The 18,840-nt window shown below is 47.6% G+C and carries 19 protein-coding genes; 2 read left to right on the forward strand and 17 right to left on the reverse strand.

Annotated elements, in window-relative coordinates; all coding sequences use genetic code 11:
- Positions 1-19 precede the first annotated feature (19 nt).
- From hisZ to MCG98_RS13310, 11 genes are all read right to left on the reverse strand, one after another.
- Entirely contained in the window at positions 20-1,264 is a 1,245-nt protein-coding gene (hisZ, locus tag MCG98_RS13260) for an ATP phosphoribosyltransferase regulatory subunit (RefSeq protein WP_240302420.1), read from the reverse strand.
- Between the two features lie 97 nt (positions 1,265-1,361).
- Positions 1,362-1,895: a Holliday junction resolvase RecU gene (locus MCG98_RS13265; RefSeq protein ID WP_240302421.1), complete on the reverse strand. Its 534-nt coding sequence runs from the start codon at positions 1,893-1,895 to the stop codon at positions 1,362-1,364.
- Positions 1,896-1,910: 15 nt separating this feature from the next.
- Complete coding sequence (lepB, locus tag MCG98_RS13270; protein WP_240302422.1) at positions 1,911-2,441, reverse strand: signal peptidase I; 531 nt, start codon at positions 2,439-2,441, stop codon at positions 1,911-1,913.
- 3 nt (positions 2,442-2,444) lie between these two features.
- The gene (locus MCG98_RS13275) at positions 2,445-3,413 is read right to left on the reverse strand and encodes an RluA family pseudouridine synthase (RefSeq protein ID WP_240302423.1); all 969 of its coding nucleotides are present in this window, start codon (positions 3,411-3,413) and stop codon (positions 2,445-2,447) included.
- Positions 3,414-3,432: 19 nt separating this feature from the next.
- Entirely contained in the window at positions 3,433-4,041 is a 609-nt protein-coding gene (locus MCG98_RS13280; protein ID WP_240302424.1) for a hypothetical protein, read from the reverse strand.
- Position 4,042: 1 nt separating this feature from the next.
- On the reverse strand, positions 4,043-5,938 hold the full coding sequence (locus tag MCG98_RS13285; RefSeq protein ID WP_240302425.1) for a YgiQ family radical SAM protein: 1,896 nt from the start codon (positions 5,936-5,938) through the stop codon (positions 4,043-4,045).
- Positions 5,929-6,606: an HAD family phosphatase gene (locus MCG98_RS13290; RefSeq protein WP_240302426.1), complete on the reverse strand. Its 678-nt coding sequence runs from the start codon at positions 6,604-6,606 to the stop codon at positions 5,929-5,931. Before MCG98_RS13290 ends, MCG98_RS13285 begins: the two co-directional genes overlap by 10 nt.
- On the reverse strand, positions 6,593-7,342 hold the full coding sequence (locus MCG98_RS13295; protein ID WP_240302427.1) for a pseudouridine synthase: 750 nt from the start codon (positions 7,340-7,342) through the stop codon (positions 6,593-6,595). The genes MCG98_RS13290 and MCG98_RS13295 overlap by 14 nt, the downstream gene beginning before the upstream one ends.
- Positions 7,342-8,691, reverse strand: coding sequence for an RsmB/NOP family class I SAM-dependent RNA methyltransferase (locus tag MCG98_RS13300; RefSeq protein WP_345891662.1), 1,350 nt, complete (start codon positions 8,689-8,691; stop codon positions 7,342-7,344). Before MCG98_RS13300 ends, MCG98_RS13295 begins: the two co-directional genes overlap by 1 nt.
- A 3-nt stretch (positions 8,692-8,694) precedes the next feature.
- Positions 8,695-9,516 carry a GTP pyrophosphokinase family protein gene (locus MCG98_RS13305; protein WP_240302428.1) on the reverse strand — a complete coding sequence of 274 codons (822 nt, stop codon included), beginning with the start codon at positions 9,514-9,516 and terminating at the stop codon, positions 8,695-8,697.
- Between the two features lie 69 nt (positions 9,517-9,585).
- Positions 9,586-11,034, reverse strand: coding sequence for an aminoacyl-histidine dipeptidase (locus MCG98_RS13310; RefSeq protein WP_240302429.1), 1,449 nt, complete (start codon positions 11,032-11,034; stop codon positions 9,586-9,588).
- A 92-nt stretch (positions 11,035-11,126) separates the two neighbouring features.
- Here MCG98_RS13310 and MCG98_RS13315 point away from each other — a divergent pair, with 92 nt between their 5' ends.
- On the forward strand, positions 11,127-12,068 hold the full coding sequence (locus MCG98_RS13315; protein WP_240302430.1) for a sporulation protein: 942 nt from the start codon (positions 11,127-11,129) through the stop codon (positions 12,066-12,068).
- Here MCG98_RS13315 and MCG98_RS13320 read toward each other — a convergent pair.
- From MCG98_RS13320 to MCG98_RS13335, 4 genes are read right to left on the reverse strand one after another with little or no spacing between them, the layout of a single operon-like run.
- Positions 12,042-12,659 (reverse strand): hypothetical protein, encoded by a 618-nt coding sequence (locus tag MCG98_RS13320; RefSeq protein WP_028528349.1) that lies wholly within the window; start codon positions 12,657-12,659, stop codon positions 12,042-12,044. The genes MCG98_RS13315 and MCG98_RS13320 overlap by 27 nt on opposite strands.
- Before the next feature lie 11 nt (positions 12,660-12,670).
- Positions 12,671-13,168, reverse strand: a complete 498-nt coding sequence (gene coaD / locus MCG98_RS13325) for a pantetheine-phosphate adenylyltransferase (protein WP_240302431.1) — start codon at positions 13,166-13,168, stop codon at positions 12,671-12,673.
- A 21-nt stretch (positions 13,169-13,189) separates the two neighbouring features.
- Entirely contained in the window at positions 13,190-13,816 is a 627-nt protein-coding gene (gene rsmD / locus MCG98_RS13330; protein ID WP_345891663.1) for a 16S rRNA (guanine(966)-N(2))-methyltransferase RsmD, read from the reverse strand.
- Positions 13,817-14,215, reverse strand: coding sequence for a methylglyoxal synthase (locus tag MCG98_RS13335; protein ID WP_240302432.1), 399 nt, complete (start codon positions 14,213-14,215; stop codon positions 13,817-13,819).
- A 209-nt stretch (positions 14,216-14,424) separates the two neighbouring features.
- Between MCG98_RS13335 and MCG98_RS13340 the strand changes: the two genes are divergently transcribed.
- Positions 14,425-14,670, forward strand: coding sequence for an alpha/beta-type small acid-soluble spore protein (locus MCG98_RS13340; RefSeq protein ID WP_044983179.1), 246 nt, complete (start codon positions 14,425-14,427; stop codon positions 14,668-14,670).
- 62 nt (positions 14,671-14,732) lie between these two features.
- Here the strand turns inward: MCG98_RS13340 and MCG98_RS13345 are convergent, their stop codons facing one another.
- On the reverse strand, positions 14,733-15,227 hold the full coding sequence (locus tag MCG98_RS13345) for a DUF6465 family protein (RefSeq protein WP_240302433.1): 495 nt from the start codon (positions 15,225-15,227) through the stop codon (positions 14,733-14,735).
- A gap of 71 nt (positions 15,228-15,298) precedes the next feature.
- A complete protein-coding gene (locus MCG98_RS13350) occupies positions 15,299-18,835 on the reverse strand; it encodes an FtsX-like permease family protein (RefSeq protein WP_240302434.1) in 3,537 nt (1,178 codons plus the stop codon).
- Positions 18,836-18,840 lie beyond the last annotated feature (5 nt).

An 18,840-nucleotide genomic window follows, 5' to 3' on the forward strand; every position in this document is an offset into this window, starting at 1 on the left:
TTCCCTTTCATTTTTTCTGCTATAAATCGACCTTCTTTACACTGTCCGTGTTCAGGTCCACCGTGCTCGCCGCATGTTCACTCTCCACATACACAACAGAATCAAACCCCTGTTTTTTCGCATAAACGCTGTAATCCTCCGGCGTTTTGTCCTTATCCTGCACCATGCATGCCATTTTCATTCCGCGGCTTCTGTCTTTTTTGGCGAGTCTGACTGCGGTGCTGCGCAGATATTCCGGATAAACAATCATCGTCTTCTGGCTCGACACCGGAATCTCGATATTCTGGCGTTCCAGTGCATTCATCACCTGTTCCATCACAAGCGCAAAGCCGATTGCCGGTGACGGGCGCAGAAAATGTTCCAGAAGACTGTTGTAACGGCCTCCTTTGACGAGAGGCTCCCCGGAACCATACGTATATCCCTGAAAAATAATACCGGTATAATATTTGTACTTGCTGAGCATACCCAGATCAAATGAAATGTATTTCTCGACACCGTATAATTTTAAGATCTCATATATCTTCTCCAGACGCTCAATCGCAGCACGCGCTTCTTTATTGTTCGTCAGGTTCTTTGCCTCCTCCATGATCTCCACAGAGCCAAACATATGCGGAAGGCGCAGAAATGCATGTTCAAGCTCTCTGCTGAGCTTCTGCTCGGAGATCAGCTCTTCCACGCCGAAATGGTTTTTATTGGAGATCAGTTCACGCAGACGCGCAACAGTCTCCTCATTCATTCCCGCCTCCTCAATGAGCGATTTAAAAAAATCTACCTGACCTACACTGATCTGAAATTCTGACAGTCCGGTCTCTCTGAGCAGATCTACCATCAGAGTGAGGATCTCTGCATCCGCGTCGATTGATGCATCTCCCATCAGTTCAACACCCATCTCTGTAGATTCCTTTAATCGTCCCTGATAGCTGGAGTTATTGATAAACGTGCTGCCCTGATAGCAGAGACGCACCGGCATACCGTCTTCCAGAAAATACTTTGCAGCAGCCCTTGCCACAGAAGGCGTAAAGTCCGGGCGCAGTACAAGCGTATTTCCCTCGCGGTCAAAAAATTTGTACAGATCTTTTGAAGGAGTGGTGCCCACTTCCCTGCTGAATACATCGAAGAATTCAAATGTCGGCGTCTCAATATCCTGGTAGCCGTAACGATGGACCATACGATGCAGCTTCTCCTGAAGAAACTGTTTTCTCTCGCATTCTCCATTGTAAACATCACGTACGCCCTCCGGCGTGTGGAACATTCTTTGTACCATTTTCGTATTCTCCCTCTGCTTTATCGTATTAAAGTGCTACCATGGTAGCATATTACCATGTGAATCTTTTCGATTATAGTCCATTCTGAATAAAATGTCAATCCCTGGATAAAAGGTCTTTCTGCAGTCCGTCCAGGTAAGAGACCAGCAGTCCGTTTTTCTGATTCAGAAAATACTCCCGGTCAAGTTCTTCGTAAGAAAACCGTTTCCTGCCGCCGTCATCCGCACGTTTTCGAAAACGGAGGACATCACACAGGCGCAGGTAGTAAAATTCATTTCGTCCTGTAAAATAGAGAATTAAAAAAGCGATGCCTCCCTGTTTCTCAAATTCCTCCATGAACATAACCTGATGCTCATGAATATTCGCCAGCGGAAAAGTATCAGCCGCGCACTCCTTCGCGTCAAAGCAGACCGGAATCCCCTGCACCGCACCGATATAGTCAACGGTACTCTTCTTTTCAAAATACGCAAGCGTGATATGCCTGTGTTCCTTGTCGATTTTGATGGGGGTGATTGGAGTCGGAATTTTCTGGATCAGCGCCAGCCCTTTTTCCCGGTACTGTTCATTTGTCCTGTTGATCAGCTCTTCCAGCGTAGAACCGCGAAGGCCTCTGGAATTCCATGTGCCCATTACAGTCCCCGCCCCCTATTCGATAAAGCCGATTTTGTTAAACGGGAAATAACGCAGAACAGCTTTTCCCAGAATTGCATCCCTTTTTACATATGTATTATTCCAGAATCTGGAATCCTTGGACCAGTTGCGGTTGTCTCCCAGCATAAAATACGAATCCTCCGGCACCTCATAAGGTCCGAAATCTCCTTCCATCGGTTCCGGAATGAAGCTGTCGTCAAGCGGTTCGGTACTGTCATTGATATAAACCTTCCCATCTTTTATGGTGACAGTCTCACCCGGGAGCCCAATAATACGCTTGATAAAAAGTTTGGATTCATTGTCCGGATATTTAAAGATCACGATGTCATAGCGCTCCGGGTCGTGTGTAAGATAGGCCAGACGGTTCCCGAAGATCTGGTCCCCTGTCATGATCGTATTCTCCATCGATTCCGACGGTATCTTGGCGTTGATGATCAGAAAATTATTGACGACCAGCACGAATACGACGACAAAAATAATCATTTTTACATAGTCCCAGAGTTCATTCTTCATAGATTTGCTCATGCTTTACTCCTTAAGATGTTCTTCAACCAATATCTTTTTAAAAAGATCCGGAAGTTCGGCTTCTGCGACCCGTTCGCTTAAATCTTTGAAAGGTTCCTGCATCCTTGGAAAACAGAGTCTCCATGCATGCAGAAGCTGGTGCCGCAGTCCATATTTTCTTCTATACTTTTCATTCCAGACCGGATCGCCGTATTTGGCATCTCCTATGATCCCATGACCGCATCCTGCAAGATGACTGCGGATCTGATGCGTTTTCCCGGTAAGCAGCTCTACTTTCAGCAGCGTAATTCTTCCATTGGTGTCCAGGGGCTCATAAGCCGTCTCAATCCGGGATGCCCCCGGCCGCGGCGTCTGATATATCTCTACTTTATTACATTTTTCATTTTTATGCAAATATCCGCTGATATGTTCTGCATTTCGTACTTCTCCCTGCACGAGACAGAGATAGTATTTCTGAATTGTCCGTTCTTTTAAAAGACGTGACATTTCCTGCAGTCCTGTCACCGTCTTGCCTGCCAGCAGGAGACCACTCGTATTGCGGTCCAGGCGGTTGCATACGCCTGGCCTGAAGGTGCGCAGGTCCTCCCTGGAAAGCTGATGGCTGTGTATGAGGTAGCTGATCATATATTCATTGGCGGAAATATCTTCGGCTCTGGCTTTCTGCGACAGCATACCGGCCGGTTTGTCCATGATCAGAACATGTGCATCCTCATAGACGATCTCAAGAGGCACCTGCTCTGCCACTGCTTCACGTTTCGTAAACTTTTCGACCGTCTCATCAGAAAGAAACAGTGTGATTTCATCGTTCTCAGTGACTTTTTCACTTCCGTCCGCCCTCTTTTTATTCAGCACAATATTCTTTTTCCGAAGCATTTTATAGATAAAACTCTTCGGTGCCTGATTCAGATACTTCTGCAAAAATTTATCCAGTCTCTGACCTGACTCTTTTGATGATATGTGTAAAACCTGCATGGGTAAAAACTCCTAATCTTTACAGGGCCAGGGTCAGCATGATATGCCTGACCATCTCATCCCTCGACATTCCCGGATACTTCGGGTCCGGTGAAAATATGATTCCCTCCTGCAGACTGTCCCGGTTTTTATTCATTCCGTCCAGCCGTTCCAGGAATTTGTCGATCGTCCCCGTCATCACTCTGACAGAGACAGGATAGCCGTTATGCCTGATCATTTTCTGCAAATGTTCCTGAATGAAATCTGCACGATCCCTGGACTCATTTTTTGTATAGCACACAACCGTGTTCCCGCAGACAGCAGCCGCATCCACGTAAACACTTTTTTCATATGTGGTAAAAAACAGCTCATATGCCATGATAAGTTCTCCTGCATGTGCCTGAATCCTGCTTGTCATCTCTCCTGGACCAGGCTTTTGCATCATCATCATGATCAGTCCTACCATGGACCTGCATCCCGGCAGACAGCCGACAACTGCCACCACCGTCAGAACATTTTCTCTCTTTCCAAAGTACAGCAGACCCAGCACAAATACTGCCACTGGCAAAGCAAAAAGTCCTGCCGTGATCAGCAGTCTTCTCTTTTTCTGGGCCGCTATATAACCGGTCTCTCCTTTTTGCACTTTCATTTTAGTTCCCCGATTTCTTTTTATGTACGTTTCGTATCGTCTTTCTCCCGGTTGTTTTCCTTATTTTGTTCCCGTTCCGGGGTCCTGCGTCCCGTAATTTTCCTGCAGGGCGGATCAGGCATTTTTTATCGTAACCGATCAGATCCGTCCTTCCTGTTTTTCTCAGCGCTTCCTCCACGAGTGACCGGTTCTGCGGCAGACGATACTGCATTAGCGCCCGCTGCATTGCTTTTTCATGAAAAGACCGCGGTACATAGACCGGTTTCATGTTTCTGGGATCCAGCCCCGTATAATACATACACGTCGAAACTGTGGACGGCGTCGGATAGAAGTCCTGAACCTGTTCCGGCATAAAACCCATATCCCGCACGTATTCAGCCAGCTTTACCGCATCGCCGAGTCCGCAGCCCGGATGTGAAGACATAAAATACGGAACTGCATACTGCTGCTTCTTCAGCCGCTGGTTCCATCCCTGATATCTGCGCAGAAATTCTTCATATACTTCATGCTTCGGTTTCCCCATGCACTCCAGTACTGCATCAGATACGTGTTCCGGTGCTACTCTCAGCTGCCCGCTGATATGGTGTTCGACAAGTTCCTTCATAAATTCATCATTACTGTCCTTTATCACATAGTCAAAGCGGATGCCGGATCTGACGAATACCTTTTTTACTTTCGGAAGCTGGCGCAGGCGGCGCAGCAGCTTCGTATAATCACTGTGATCGGCATTCAGGCGGGGGCACGGAGAAGGAAACAGACACTGCCTGTCTTTGCATACTCCCTTTTCCATCTGCTTTTGGCACGAAGGCTGCCTGAAATCAGCGGTCGGTCCCCCCACATCATGGATATATCCTTTAAATCCGGGATCTTCCGTAAGCGAAACGGCCTCCCGCTCCAGTGATTCATGACTCCTCGCCTGCACAATACGTCCCTGGTGGAACGTCAGCGCACAGAAATTGCACGCTCCAAAGCATCCCCGGCAGCTCGTCAGGCTGAACCTCACTTCATCGATTGCCGGAACTCCGCCGTCCTTTTCATACCTGGGATGATATGTGTTCGCATACGGCAGGTCGTAGATATCATCCAGCTCCTGCATGCTGAGAGGCTTTGCGGGCGGATTCTGCACGATGTATCCCTGCCCTTCATACGGCTCTGCCAGCGTATCTCCGGTAAACGGATCCGTATTGCGGTACTGAACGGCAAAACTCTCGGCATAGCTTTTCTTATCCCTGCAGATCGTTTCATAGGACGGGAGGACTACCGCACCGCTCACGCGGTTTTTATTCTTTGTCCGGTAAACAGTCCCGGGTATATAAGTGATCTCAGAAATCGGAATACCGGCATCAAGTGCCTCTGCAATGTCAATAATGGAATGCTCTCCCATTCCGTAGGAGATCATATCCGCCCCGGAATCCAGAAGCACGGAGCGTTTCACCCGGTCAGACCAGTAGTCGTAATGACCGAGACGGCGCAGGCTTGCCTCTATTCCTCCCAGTATGACAGGGGTGTGCTTATATGTCTGCCTGATCAGATTGCCGTAGACGATCACCGCGCGGTCGGGCCTGCATCCCATCTTTCCGCCGGGCGAATACGCATCCGTGCTTCTGTGTTTTTTTGCGACCGTATAGTGGTTCACCATGGAGTCCATATTGCCCGATGAGACGAGGAACGCAAGGCGCGGTTCTCCAAAAACCTGTATGCTCTCTGGTTTCGTCCAGTCCGGCTGTGAAATGATCCCGACAGAATATCCCCTGCTCTCCAGCAGACGTGTGATGATCGCGCTTCCAAACGAAGAATGGTCAATGTAGGCGTCCCCGCAAATATAAACAAAATCAGGTCTGCTGATGCCCGCAGCATCGAGTTCCCGCTTTGTTGTCGGTAAAAATTTTACAGGCATGTGTTAAGCACCTCATAATTTCCTTCCAGTATGTCCCGGTATGTATGGATATAATAATCCGCAAGACTTTTCTTCTGTTCATCCTGATTCACGCTGTAGGCATCCCAGACCGCACATGTCTGCATGCCCGCTCTCTTTCCCGCCAGAATACCCGCCGGTATATCTTCAAACACGAGGCACTGTGCCGGGTCCGCATCCAGCTCTTCTGCCACCAGCAGATAGATATCCGGCTCCGGTTTTCCTCTTTTCACATCACAGCACGTATGAACGGATGAAAAACATTCCTCCAGCCCATGGACTTTCAGAATTGCTTCCACCAGTTCCCTGCTGTTGCTGGAAGCGATGCCCATACGGATATCTTTTTTCTGCATCTCCATAATAAATTCAAACACCCCGTCTTTCAGAGGTGTCTCGTGCAGGTACTTATCGCGCGCCATAAAAAGCCATTCATCTTTGATCGTTTCAACGGAATCGTTCAGACTGAATCTCTTCTTAAAATATCCTGCAGTTTCAGTAAAACTCATCCCCTCAATCTCATGCTGCAATGTCTCCGGAAGTTCCTTTCCGTGACGGCTCAGATATACCATATCGATGTTCTTCCACATCCACATGGAATCCACAAGCGTGCCGTCCAGGTCGAACAGCATTGCTTTTTTATTCTTTAACATGTGTTTTTACCAGCCTTTCTGTCTCATCTGATGTAAGCGCCCGGTATTCCCCCGGGCGAAGCGTTTCATCAAGTGTAAGGGTTCCCATAGACAGCCGTTTCAGATACAGCACACGCTTATTTACAGCCTCAAACATCCGTTTAATCTGATGAAACCTGCCCTCCCGTATCGTTATCTCCACCTCAGAGATTTCTCCGCTTTTTATAACAGACAGCTGGGCGGGCAGTGTCCGTTTTTCATCTCCGATATCCAGCCCGCTCTGAAAACATTTCACATCCTCATCCGTCACAGCTCCGGAAATCCTGGCATAATAAACCTTGTCCACGTGTTTTTTCGGCGAAAGCAGTTCGTGCGAAAGCGCTCCGTCATTTGTGATAAGCAGCAGGCCTTCCGTATCTTTATCCAGCCTTCCGACAGGAAACAGGTCACTCCTGCTGTGTTTCGTAATCAGATCAAGGACCGTCCTGTCTTTCCCATCTTTCACAGCGGAGACTACACCTGCAGGCTTGTACAGCATAAAGTATTCTTTGCTTACAAAGTCCACCTGTCTCCCTGACACCGTGATGCAGTCCTTTCCCGGACATACTTTCTGTTCCGGTCTGCACACAACGATGCCGTTCACACAGACCTGTTTTTTGCGGATCATTTCTTTTACAGCAGACCGGGAGCCAATACCCATCTCCGCCAGGTAACGGTCCAGCCGCATTATTTTTGTTGCGCTTCTCCTGTCTGCCATCACTGCCATCTCCAGCCGCTGTAATATTTGTTCTTCAGTGAATGATTCTGGACCTTCCCCCAGCCAAGCGGAAATTCCTCGACACAGACGAGATACCATCCATGATCACCGTCCAGATCTGTGATATCGAGGGTCTCGCCTTTCAGATATTTAATGACCCGGTAATCGTCATGCGGCAGTGAAAGAACTCTGCGGTATTCTGTGGGTCTCAGTCCCATCGCAAAGGCCTGCGAAGGTTCAAAACGCCCGTTCTTTATATCTCCCAGATACCAGCCTGTACGAAGGTAACGTATCGGTTTTTCCGGTTCATAACCGCCGGGAAGTGCGTACAGTTTCCCTCCTATTACCCGAACTTCCATGTCATCCAGAATTTCCGCAGACACATCCTTTAAAAAATCTTCCGCCTCTTTGGGAACCCGGCCTTTTCCTGTTCTTCCGGCACGGTTTGCACACAGTTCACCCTGTTTTTTTAACAGTGCAAGGAAGTGCCCCTCCCCGCGCATTTTATATGGAAAAATGCGGACACACTGCACAAGCCCGCCGCAGCCTTCTGAAAATCCCTCGTACGGTGCGATCTGTACAAGCTCAAGGTCCGGATATTCATGCAGCAGCCATTCTATATTATCTTCATTCTCTTCTTTTGAAAAAGTACATGTGGAATAGAGCATCATCCCACCGGGTTTTAGCATTCTGTAAGCCTGTCCAAGCAGCTCTTTCTGTATCACGGCGTATTCCCCCGGTCCCCGAGATTCCCAGCCGGCAGTCATACGCGGCTCTTTTCGGAACATGCCTTCCCCTGAGCAGGGTGCATCGATCAGTATCTTATCAAAGTATTCCGGATAGAATGCAAGCAGCTTCTGCGGATTTTCACTCGTCACACAGATATTCGGAATCCCGAATAATTCCAGATTTTTGAGAAGTGCTTTTGCTCTGGAACTGCTGATATCATTCGCAAACAGGAGTCCCTTTCCCTGCAGCCGTGCACCGAGTTTCGTCGCTTTTCCGCCGGGTGCCGCACACAGGTCCAGCACCCTGTCTCCCGGTTCCACCGGCAGGCGGTCTGCAGGCGTCATTGCGCTCGGCTCCTGCAGGTAATAAAGTCCCGCCGCATAATACGGATCTTTTGATGGCTGTTCTGACTCTTTATAAAAAAAGCCGTCAGCGATCCATGGGACCTCTTCCGTCAGGATCGATGTTCTGTTCCTGAACTCCTCCGGTGACAATTTCAGTGTATTGACTCGCAGCCCGCAGGCAGCCGGCTGTGTCAGACTCTGTATGTACGAATCGTACTGAGTTCCAAGCAGCTCTTGCATCTGTTCCAGAAACTTCTTTGGTAAATTCATCTCCATTTTCTAACCTTCCAGCGAATCCATCGTTACAGCCTGTGCGCGGTATCCCTCTGCTATAATGTCAAGCTGCTTATGGAACCGTTTCAGCTGCTGAAGATCATTCGTCGCGTAGATGCGATAAAATTCATCCTGTATTTTTACTGCTTCCCGCTGATTGGAAAGCTTAAACAGATTTTCAATGTTGTTCAGTATATCTGAGACCAGATTCATCTGAAGCAGCGAGGAATTCTGTGCGTCCATGATCTCATTTCGCACTGTGGACATCTCATTGTCCAGCGCAATAATTGCATCTGCAGCCTTACTCAGCCGGATGCGGATATGTTCCGGCATCTTGGATTTATATTTGTACTGCAGGGAATGCTCGATTGTCGCCCAGAAATCCATCGCCATCGTGCGTATCTGAATCTCCGCCTGAATTCGCTTCGGTCCGTTCAGTGTCTCAACCATATAGTAAATGATCATATGAAAGCTCCTGTAACCGCTGTCTTTCATATGTGTAATATAATCTTTCTCGTATTTGACCGTGATATCACTTCTGTTCCTGATCAGCTGAGCCACCCGCTCAATATCTTCCACGAACTGACAGATGATCCGGATACCGGCGATATCCTCGATCTGCTCTTCCATCTGTTCGATCGGAATCTGTTTTTTCTGAAGCTTTTCCAGAATGCTGGTCACACTCTTTACCCGTCCGGACACTTCCTCTATCGGAGAATAAAGATTTTTTACTTTATGCTCTTTGATCAGATGATTAAATTTATCTGTCAGCTCCCTGACTGCCAGTTCATAAGGGTTTAATATTTCACGCCACAACTGTATTTCCATATACCAATCTCTCCTTTATTTCGACTTACCCATCATCCATTATATGAATGAATCCGGAAATTAGACCAGTTATTTTATATTTTTCAGGACATGCAGCAGATATTCCCACATACGGCCGACAGAAGAGATACTGATACGCTCATTTACACTGTGGATATCCAGGATATCCGGTCCAAAAGATATGCAGTCAAGCGCATCAATTTTCCCCTTAAACAATCCGCATTCCAGTCCGGCATGTACCGTAGTCACAGCCGGCTGCTTTCCAAATAACGCTTCATATGTCCGGCACATAATCTCCCGGAGCATTGATTCTTCCTGATATTCCCACGCCGGATATTCTCCCTCCAGTTCACACTCACCGCCAAGAAATTCTGTCAGATAACAGCTCCTGGACGCTACATGATATTTTTCACTCTCAACGGAACTTCGGATACTTACAAGCACATCAAACGTTTCCGGTGTGAGTACTGTTACTGCGGTATTCGTCGAGGTCTGAGGCATCCCCTGTACCAGGCCGCTCATATGAATCACACCGTTTTGCTGATTCATCAGGAAAAACAGTAATTTCTCCATACTGACCGGATGAAGAACAGGTTCCGTACCAATTCCCAGATTTGTGACTGTCAGTGTGATGTCTCCGTCACTGCCCGCATACTCTCTGCGAAGCTCTTTCTGCAGCAGGCTTACCGTATCCTTCAGAATCTCCTGGTTTTCTTCATCCGCCAGCACCAGCGCTCTGGCTTCATTCGGGATCACATTATGCTTTTTTCCGCCTTCAAACTCCGCTATCAAAAACGGCATCTGCTGCTTCAGGGTAAATAAGATCCTTCCCATAAGAATATTGGCATTTGCACGCTGTTTGTCGATCTCCATTCCAGAGTGGCCGCCTTTTAGCCCCGCAACGCGGATTTCATACCGGATATTAGTATCCTCAACATAACGCACGGGAATGGAACACTTTACGCTCACACCGCCTGCACAGCCGACGAGCAGGTACCCTTCTTCTTCCGAATCGATATTGATCAGGTACTTTCCTTTTAGCCTGGCAGCATCAAACTGTCCGGCTCCCAGAAGACCGACTTCTTCATTTGATGTGAGCAGAACTTCAAGTGCCGGATGCTTAAGCTTGCTGTCTTCCAGAAGTGCCAGTGCATATGCCACCGCGATACCGTCATCCGCGCCCAGCGTCGTTTCCTCGGCACAGATGTAGTCTCCGTTTACTGAAAGCTTCAGTCCATCTTTCTCAAAATCGTGTTTCGACTGCAGGGTTTTCTCTGCAACCATGTCCGTATGGCCCTGGATGATCACCGGAACTGCCGATTCATATCCCGGCGCTGCAGCTTTTTCTATCAATACATTGTCAGAATCGTCCACATGGCAGGTGAGTCCGTGCTCACGGGCAAAATCCGTCAGGAATCTGCATACATCCTCTGTATGACCGGATCCGTGAGGAATCTGACACCATTTTTCAAAATAATAAAATACGCGTTCAGGTTTTAAGCCTTCTAATACCGCCATATTTGCACCTTCCTTTCACAAACTTCATTGTGTCATATATAATATGAAAAATCAAGGCATATATATAGGAAAACACCTTGAGGTGAACAGCCATGAAACGTACAGGATTTATCCTTTTTATCACACTGCTCCTCGGATATATGCTATTATTTCCCGCAGAATCCCTGAACGCTTCCGTTCAGGGCATTAACCTGTGGTTCCGCACACTGCTGCCTGCGCTTCTGCCCTTTATTATACTCTCCGGACTGTTGATCCATACAAATTTTATTCCCTTTCTGTTCGGAATCTTTCCGTCATTCTGGCGTACCGTCTTCGGCTTATCGCCATACGGCGCCTATGCATTCGTGCTCGGCGTATTCTGCGGCTATCCGATGGGTGCCAAACTCACCGCCGACCTGCTGAGAGAAAACTGTATTACCAAAAATGAGGCTGATTATCTGCTCACGATATCCAACAATGCAAGTCCCATGTTTCTCATGGCATATATCCTGAATCAGCTGTTAAACACCCAGCGCATGGTTATTCTGTCTTTTGCATTAATATACGTTTCAGATTTCCTGTGCTGTTTGGTTTTCCGGACAGTTTACCACCGTTTCGGCTCTTCCTGCTCCGGTGTCAGTTCCATAAAAAAAGAGGTATCCCAAGTTCCGCTTCCGGAACTTCTTGATACCTCAATCATGAACGGTTTTGAATCCATAACCAGACTCGGCGGATATGTTCTGCTCTTTAACCTTCTGGCTGCGATGATTGAAAAAATACTGCCGTCCGGATCGGTGATCGGTTCTCTGATCGCAGCGGTGACCGAACTTACCAGCGGAGCTGCAAAAATTGCGCAGTTGCCCTGGGACTTTTCGCTTCGATACAGTATCATACTTGCAGCAACCGCATTCGGCGGCCTCTCCTGTGTACTGCAGACACACAGTATGATACGAAAAACAGGACTCTCCATACGGATGTATCTGGCTGCCAAAGTACTGAACGGCGCACTTACCTTTTTTCTGTGCTGGTTATTCTTCGCCTTCTTCCATGGATAAGTCATCAAATTCATCTTCATCCGGAAGCTGAACCTGCTGAGCCATGGCACCCGTCTGCGGCGCCAGCTCACTTCTGTTCTTATTCACCACATCATAACAGCTCTGCAGAGAAGTGATAAAGGTTTTATATTTTTCCCCGGCATCCTGCAGCGTACTGCCCATGATCTGCCCGAGATTTGCCAGCATATCGTCTGTGTAGGCAATGGCACTGACGCGGATATTATTTGCATCCTGTGTAGCATCATCCAGAATCCCCTGTGCCTGTTTGTTGGCATTCGTAATCGTCTCATTTGCCTGCGCATAAGCCTGCTGCATGACCTCATGCTGGCTGACAAGCTCCTGAGCCTTCGCCTGTGCATCCGCAATAATGCTGTCAGCCTTTGACTGCGCATCTGCAAGGATTGCATCTTTATTGCTGATGATTTTCTGATATCGCTTCACCTCATCCGGTGTTTTCATTCGGAGTTCACGCAGCATTTCTTCCAGCTCTTCTTTATTAACGACAATCTTAGTCGTGGACAGGGGCTGATATTTACAGCTGTCTACATATTCCTCAATCTCTTCAATAATCTGTTCAATTCTACTGCTCATAGCTCTTCTCCTTATCCATTATTCTTCTGTTCCCCATGAAGTTTCTTATAAATTTCTTCCACAACATAAGGTGGAACAAATTTCGTGATATCGCCGCCGAAGACGGCTACCTCTTTTACAGTTGTCGAACTCAAATATGCATATTCCAGGCTTGTAGTCAGGAACATGGTATCGATATCGGGTGCCAGAACCCGGTTTGTCTGCGCCATCTGCAGCTCAAAATCAAAGTCTGTGATCGCACGCAGCCCCCGCACAATAGCGTTGGCCTTATTTTCTCTGGCAAAGTCAATAGAGAGGCCGGAAAAAGAAGCCACTTTTATATTCGGGACTGATTCCGTTACCTTAGTTAGTATATTAACACGTTCTTCGACAGAAAACAACGGACTTTTTGCAGAATTGTGCAGAACCCCCACGATAACGCTGTCAAATAATTTAGCAGCGCGAGTGATCACGTCGAGGTGCCCGTTTGTTACCGGGTCAAAAGTGCCCGGATATACTGCTGTTGTCATAAGTGGATTTCTCCTGTATCTTTATATTTTTGATGTTGGGGTCGAGAGGCATTTTATCCCTTCTGACCCGGATATCATATTTTTATGATTGCTTTTTTCCATCTGCAGAAACAGATGCCTGTTCGTCTTATATCTTTTTTCACGCACAACGATAAACGGCAGCTTCTCCAGAAATGAAAAATCCGTATCAAGCGCCGCTTCTATTATAATCACAGTGTCTTCCGTAATCAGTGCCGAATCCGCCAGTGTCAGAAGAACTCTCTCTTCCACTCCCTTCTGATAGGGTGGATCCATGAAAATGTAGTCAAACCGAATCTTTTCATCCATTCTGCCGATTGCCGACAGAACATCCATCACCAGAATTTCACTTTCATCCTGCAGTTTTGTCTTCTGCAGATTATCCTTGATACATCTTACAGCTTCCCTGTCCTGTTCCACGAACACACAATGTGCCGCTCCGCGGCTTAACGCCTCGATACCGATCGCTCCGCTTCCTGAGAACAGATCCAGAAAATTACATCCCGCAATGCCTGTCTGCAGAATATTAAACAATGTCTCTTTGATTCTGTCTGTTGTTGGCCTGGTGAGCATTCCCTTCGGTGTCTGAAGCGGAATGCTTCTCGCTTTTCCTGCTATCACTCTCATCATTTAATACTTGATCTGTTCACGCCAGTCGAGATCTCCTCTTGCCAGTCCGAGAATCAGGCACTCAGCTGTGGCAATGTTCGTTGCAACCGGAATATTGTACTGGTCACAGCACTTTGATATCGCCTGGATATCAGGCTCCTTGGCTGACATCATTACCGGATTGTAAAACAGGATCACAAGGTCCATATCACCCCGCTCGATCATCTCTGTAAACTGTTTGTCTCCTCCGACGGAACCTGCCAGAAACTTGTGTACGTGAAGACTTGTTACCTCTTCAATCCTTCTTCCTGTCGTTCCTGTTGCATACACTTCATGCTTGGAAAGAATCCCTTTGTATGCAATGCAAAAATCTTCAATCAAGCTTTTTTTACTGTTATGTGCTATAATTCCTATATTCATTCTTAAGGCCCCTTCAGCATTTTATAGGCTCATTATAACAAATAACTAAATAAACTGCAAATATTTTTCACAAATTATACATGTCTTCTAAATTCTTCAGAATTTGTCAATACTTGAAGAAACTTCTAGTGTAATATCTTTTTTATTTCATATACTACCATCGTAACCAAAAACAAAAAAAAACTTTTCAATTTTAAGGAGGCAACATTATGTCAAATCGTTCTTCTAATACTGCTGCAGTACCGGAAGCAAAAGGCGCACTGGACCGTTTTAAATTTGAAGTAGCCAATGAGCTGGGAGTACCGCTTTCTGATGGTTATAACGGAAACCTGACTTCCAAACAGAATGGTTCTGTTGGTGGTTATATGGTTAAAAAAATGATCGAAGCACAGGAAAGACAGATGTCTGGCGCACAGGGCGGACAGATGACTGGCGGACAGAGCGGACAGTTATAATAAAACTTCCGTTCGTGAAAGCAGCTCAGATGGGACTCATCTGAGCTGCTTTTTTTCTGTTCTTATAATTCGATGCTTCCGGTCACATTGCCGTTGATTACATAGTATGCGGCAAATTCTTCCGGTTTCACATAAAGCTTTACGTCTTTGAGATCCTTCTCTTTATTTCCAAGCTCTTTGGTCCAGATTTCTTTCACACGGGCTGTCAAAGCCGTTGTATCGATTTCCTTTCCTCCGAACTGAAGGATAACAGCTGCTGCCATCTCCTGTTTCGCTTCTGTTTTGGCTGTTGTCTTTTTTGCAGCCGGTTTTTTAGCTGCTGCTCTTTTTGCAGCCGGTTTCTTAGCCGGAGCCTTTGCTGCTGCCGGTGCTTTTACTGTATCTTTAACTTCTTCTTTTACAGTTTTTTCTGCTGCAGCAGGCGTTGTTTTAACCGCCGGTTCAGCAGTTTCCTTTACTTCTGTTTTTACGGTTTCCTTTACGGTTGCCGGAACTGTCTTAGTCTCAACTGCGGGTGTCTCTTTCACTTCCGTTACTTCTGTTTTTTTCACTGCCATGAAATTCCCTCCTTGATATATCCTCATTGCATTTTTATACATGATACTCCTAAACTCACAAAAATGCAAGATTATTCTATGCTTTTCAGGGATTCTACCATATTAATCCGTTTCAAACGGAAATGCATCACCACATTGACGAAAAATGAGAAGACCCAGGTAAGCAAAATGCTGTACAGATAACTCATGGGCCTGATATTCCTGCCAAACATCATCATGTCAATTTCAGCTGTCAGTATCACATAGCGATGCAGAATCATGCCAAAGCCAACCCCGAGAATACATCCAAATAAAGTAAGCCAGATATTTTCCCTGAACACATATCCGGAAACTTCCATCTCATAGAACCCGAGCACCTTCAGCGTGGCAAGTTCCCGTTTCCTCTCACTGATATTGATATTATTCAGATTGTACAGCACCACGAACGCCAGCAGTCCCGCTGCAATCACAAGTACATATATCACGGTATCCATACTTTTCAGCATATCGGCGATCCGCTCACTGGTCGAACTTGTAAATGTAACGGAAGCCACACCATCCATATCCATATAATCTTTTTGTATTCTGTCTTCTCCCTCTTCTGTCTCCGTACTCGTCTTAAAGAAAAGTTCCTGAATCTCAGCGGGCTCTCCATACAGTTTTTCATAGTACGCTGAAGTCATATAGATATAATGAAAAAAATAATTCTCGGTGACTGCCGTCACTGTTGCCTCCAGGTGCTTTTCGTCATCATCTTTCAGATAGATGGTATCACCCGCTTTCACACCAAGGAGTTTGGCAAGTTTCTCTGTAATAACAACACCGTCATCTGTAAGCTGATACTTTTCACCGGTTACCCGGTCTTTCAGCAAAATAAAATCTTCCAGCTTTTCTTTCTGCTCCACCACTACCAGATAAGCAGATTTTTCTGTCTTGCCGTAGCCGGCATCCACGGTGGATTCCTGCGCAGTCATTGTATCCGTCACCCGGCTGTCCGACTGCACGGCATCCAGTACGGTATTCATCTGTTCCTGTGTAATATCGTCCTCCATCGCAAGCGTACCGGAAAAAATGCGTACCTCCCCAAACTGCCGGTCTCCAATCGCCATGATCGAATCTTTCAGCCCGAATCCAACGAGCAGAAGCCCCATGCAGCCCCCGATTCCAAATATAGTCATCAGGAAGCGTTTCTTATACCGAAACAGATTACGCATCGTCGATTTCCGGGTGAAACTCAAATGATTCCATATGATCGCAACACGCTCCAGAAGTATCCGTTTCCCCGCCTTCGGCGCCTCCGGACGCATCAGCTGTGCCGGGACCTCGCGAAGCTCATTATAGCACGCACCGAGCGTCGCAGCAGTTGTGCACAGGATTGCAAGCAGTGCTGACGTCACCGTATAACCAGTGTGAAGCGGATTCAGCACCCTGGGCAGGGTATCATACAATATTGCATACGCACGTATAATGACGACAGGCAGGAATTTCTGCCCAAATACAACTCCGATCGCGCTGCCGAACAGCGTTGCCAGAAACGCATACATGATATATTTCATCATGATCGCGCCTTTTTGATACCCAAGCGCCTTCAGCGTGCCGATCTGCTGCCTTCCTTCCTCCACCATTCTTGTCATCGTGGTCAGGCAGATCAGTGCGGCGACCAGAAAAAAGATGACCGGAAACACCGTGCCGATCGCTTCGATACGCTCCGCGTCCTGTTCATATTCCACATAAGTCTGAATCGAATTCCGGTCCAGGACGTACCAGGACGGAACTTCCATATCATCCAGTTCTCTCTCCCCATCCTCTATCTTCTGCTCTGCGTCAGCGATCTCCTTATCCGCCTTTGTCTTTTCATCCTCATATTCCTGTTTCGCATCCGCAAGCTCTGTCTCCTTCTCCGTCAGCGTATCCTGTGCTTCCTGCAGTTTTTCTGCCCCATCCTCGTATTCCTGTTTCGCATCCGCAAGCTGCCTGTCACCGTCGAGTAGTTCCTGCTCGTTATCGGCAAGCGTCACTTTGTTTGATTCTATCTCATTGCAGGCATTATCCAGTTCCTGTGCACCTGCATCCAGCTGTTGTCTGCCTGCCTCCAGTTGCTGCCGCGCTTCTTCGAGCTGCCTTCTTCCTTCTTCCAGCTGCCCTCTCCCCGCCGCAAGCTGCTGCCTTGCCGCTTCCAGCTCATTCCATCCGGCCTCCAGAGCCTTCTCGTTCTCTTCCAACGCAGCCTCCTGGGCGGCAATCTCCTGCCTTCCGGCTTCGAGTTCGCTCCTCCGGGCAGCCAGCTGCTGCATCTGTTCCTCCAGGGCGGCGCGCTCCTCCGGTGCCAACGCTGGGTTTTGAAGCGCCCTCTCCAGCAGGTCCTCCTGTTCGGAGAGCACGGTATCCCCATCGTCCAGCTCCGCCTTCCCCTGAGCCAACTTATTTTTTCCCTCTTCCAGACTCGCAGTGCTTTGTCTCAGCTGTTCTTCATTTTGGTTGAACGCTTCCTGACTCCGGTTGAATTCTTCTTCCTGTGCAGTAAATTCAGCCTCCTTTTCAGACAGCAGCTGTTCCTGTTCAAAGAATTCCTGCTCCTGTTCTATGTATGCATCGACAGACCGGTTATATTCTTCGACGCCGTCGTTCAGCTGTCCGTATCCATCCTCCAGCTGCTGATGCCCGTCGGCGAGTTTCTCTTCATTTTCATCGATCTCGCGCTTTCCGTCTTCCAGCTCTGTCTGTTTTTCCTGAAGCTTTTGGTCAGCATCCGCCAGCTTTTGATCAGCGTCATCCAGTTTCCGCTGTGCGTCATCAAGCTGTTGCCTGGCATCCGTTATCTTGGCCCTGGCGTCGTCAATTTCCTGACGGCCTTCCTCCTGCAGGGAAGAATACCGGGCATCGCAGCGCTCATCTTCGATCGCCGCGATCTCATCCATGACCGGTTCAACGGCATCTCTGTATTCATCGCTGTAACAGAGCAGATCCTTTGTCCCGTCCGTCTCCACGTACAGTTCGCTGTACGCTTCCATCGAAAAGTCTTCCGGCAAAATCACACCGAATCCCTCGACGACACCGCTTCCCAGACTGCTGGTCCCGCGCTCCAGGCTCAGATAAAACGGACTGTTGCCAAACCCGCAGACCGTAAGCGTGTCAATCTGCAGGATGTCTTTCAGGTCAGTGTCTGCCCCGGAGGCTACCTTGATCTTATCACCGATATCATAGTCATACTTTTCCCGCATGTTCGCGTCCAGCAGCACCTCCCCGCTGTGTTCGGGAAGTCTTCCCGAGACTACCTCTGCCTCATTCATGCCTTCCGTCAAAGACATGAGTTTCACTACGTACTGATTATCTCCGCCGTTCATAAATACATCCGAAGAGTAAGACGGAATCACACGCCGCACGCCGGGCAGACTGCGGATCTCACTGACATCCTCTTCTGTCATCCCCAGTGTCCCCAGCACACGGATATCCATCAGATTCTGCGCATCATAATAAGCGTCAGCCGACAATTTCATATCCGGACCTGACGCACGTATCCCGGCAAAAAAAGCGACTCCCAGCACGACAATGATGAGTATCGACAAAAACCGGTTTTTACTTTTTTTGATTTCCATCAGAAAATCTTTGCGCAGCATATGTTTTTTCATGGGCA

The organism is Ruminococcus sp. OA3, from assembly GCF_022440845.1.
In the GTDB taxonomy this organism is placed as follows: domain Bacteria; phylum Bacillota; class Clostridia; order Lachnospirales; family Lachnospiraceae; genus Ruminococcus_G.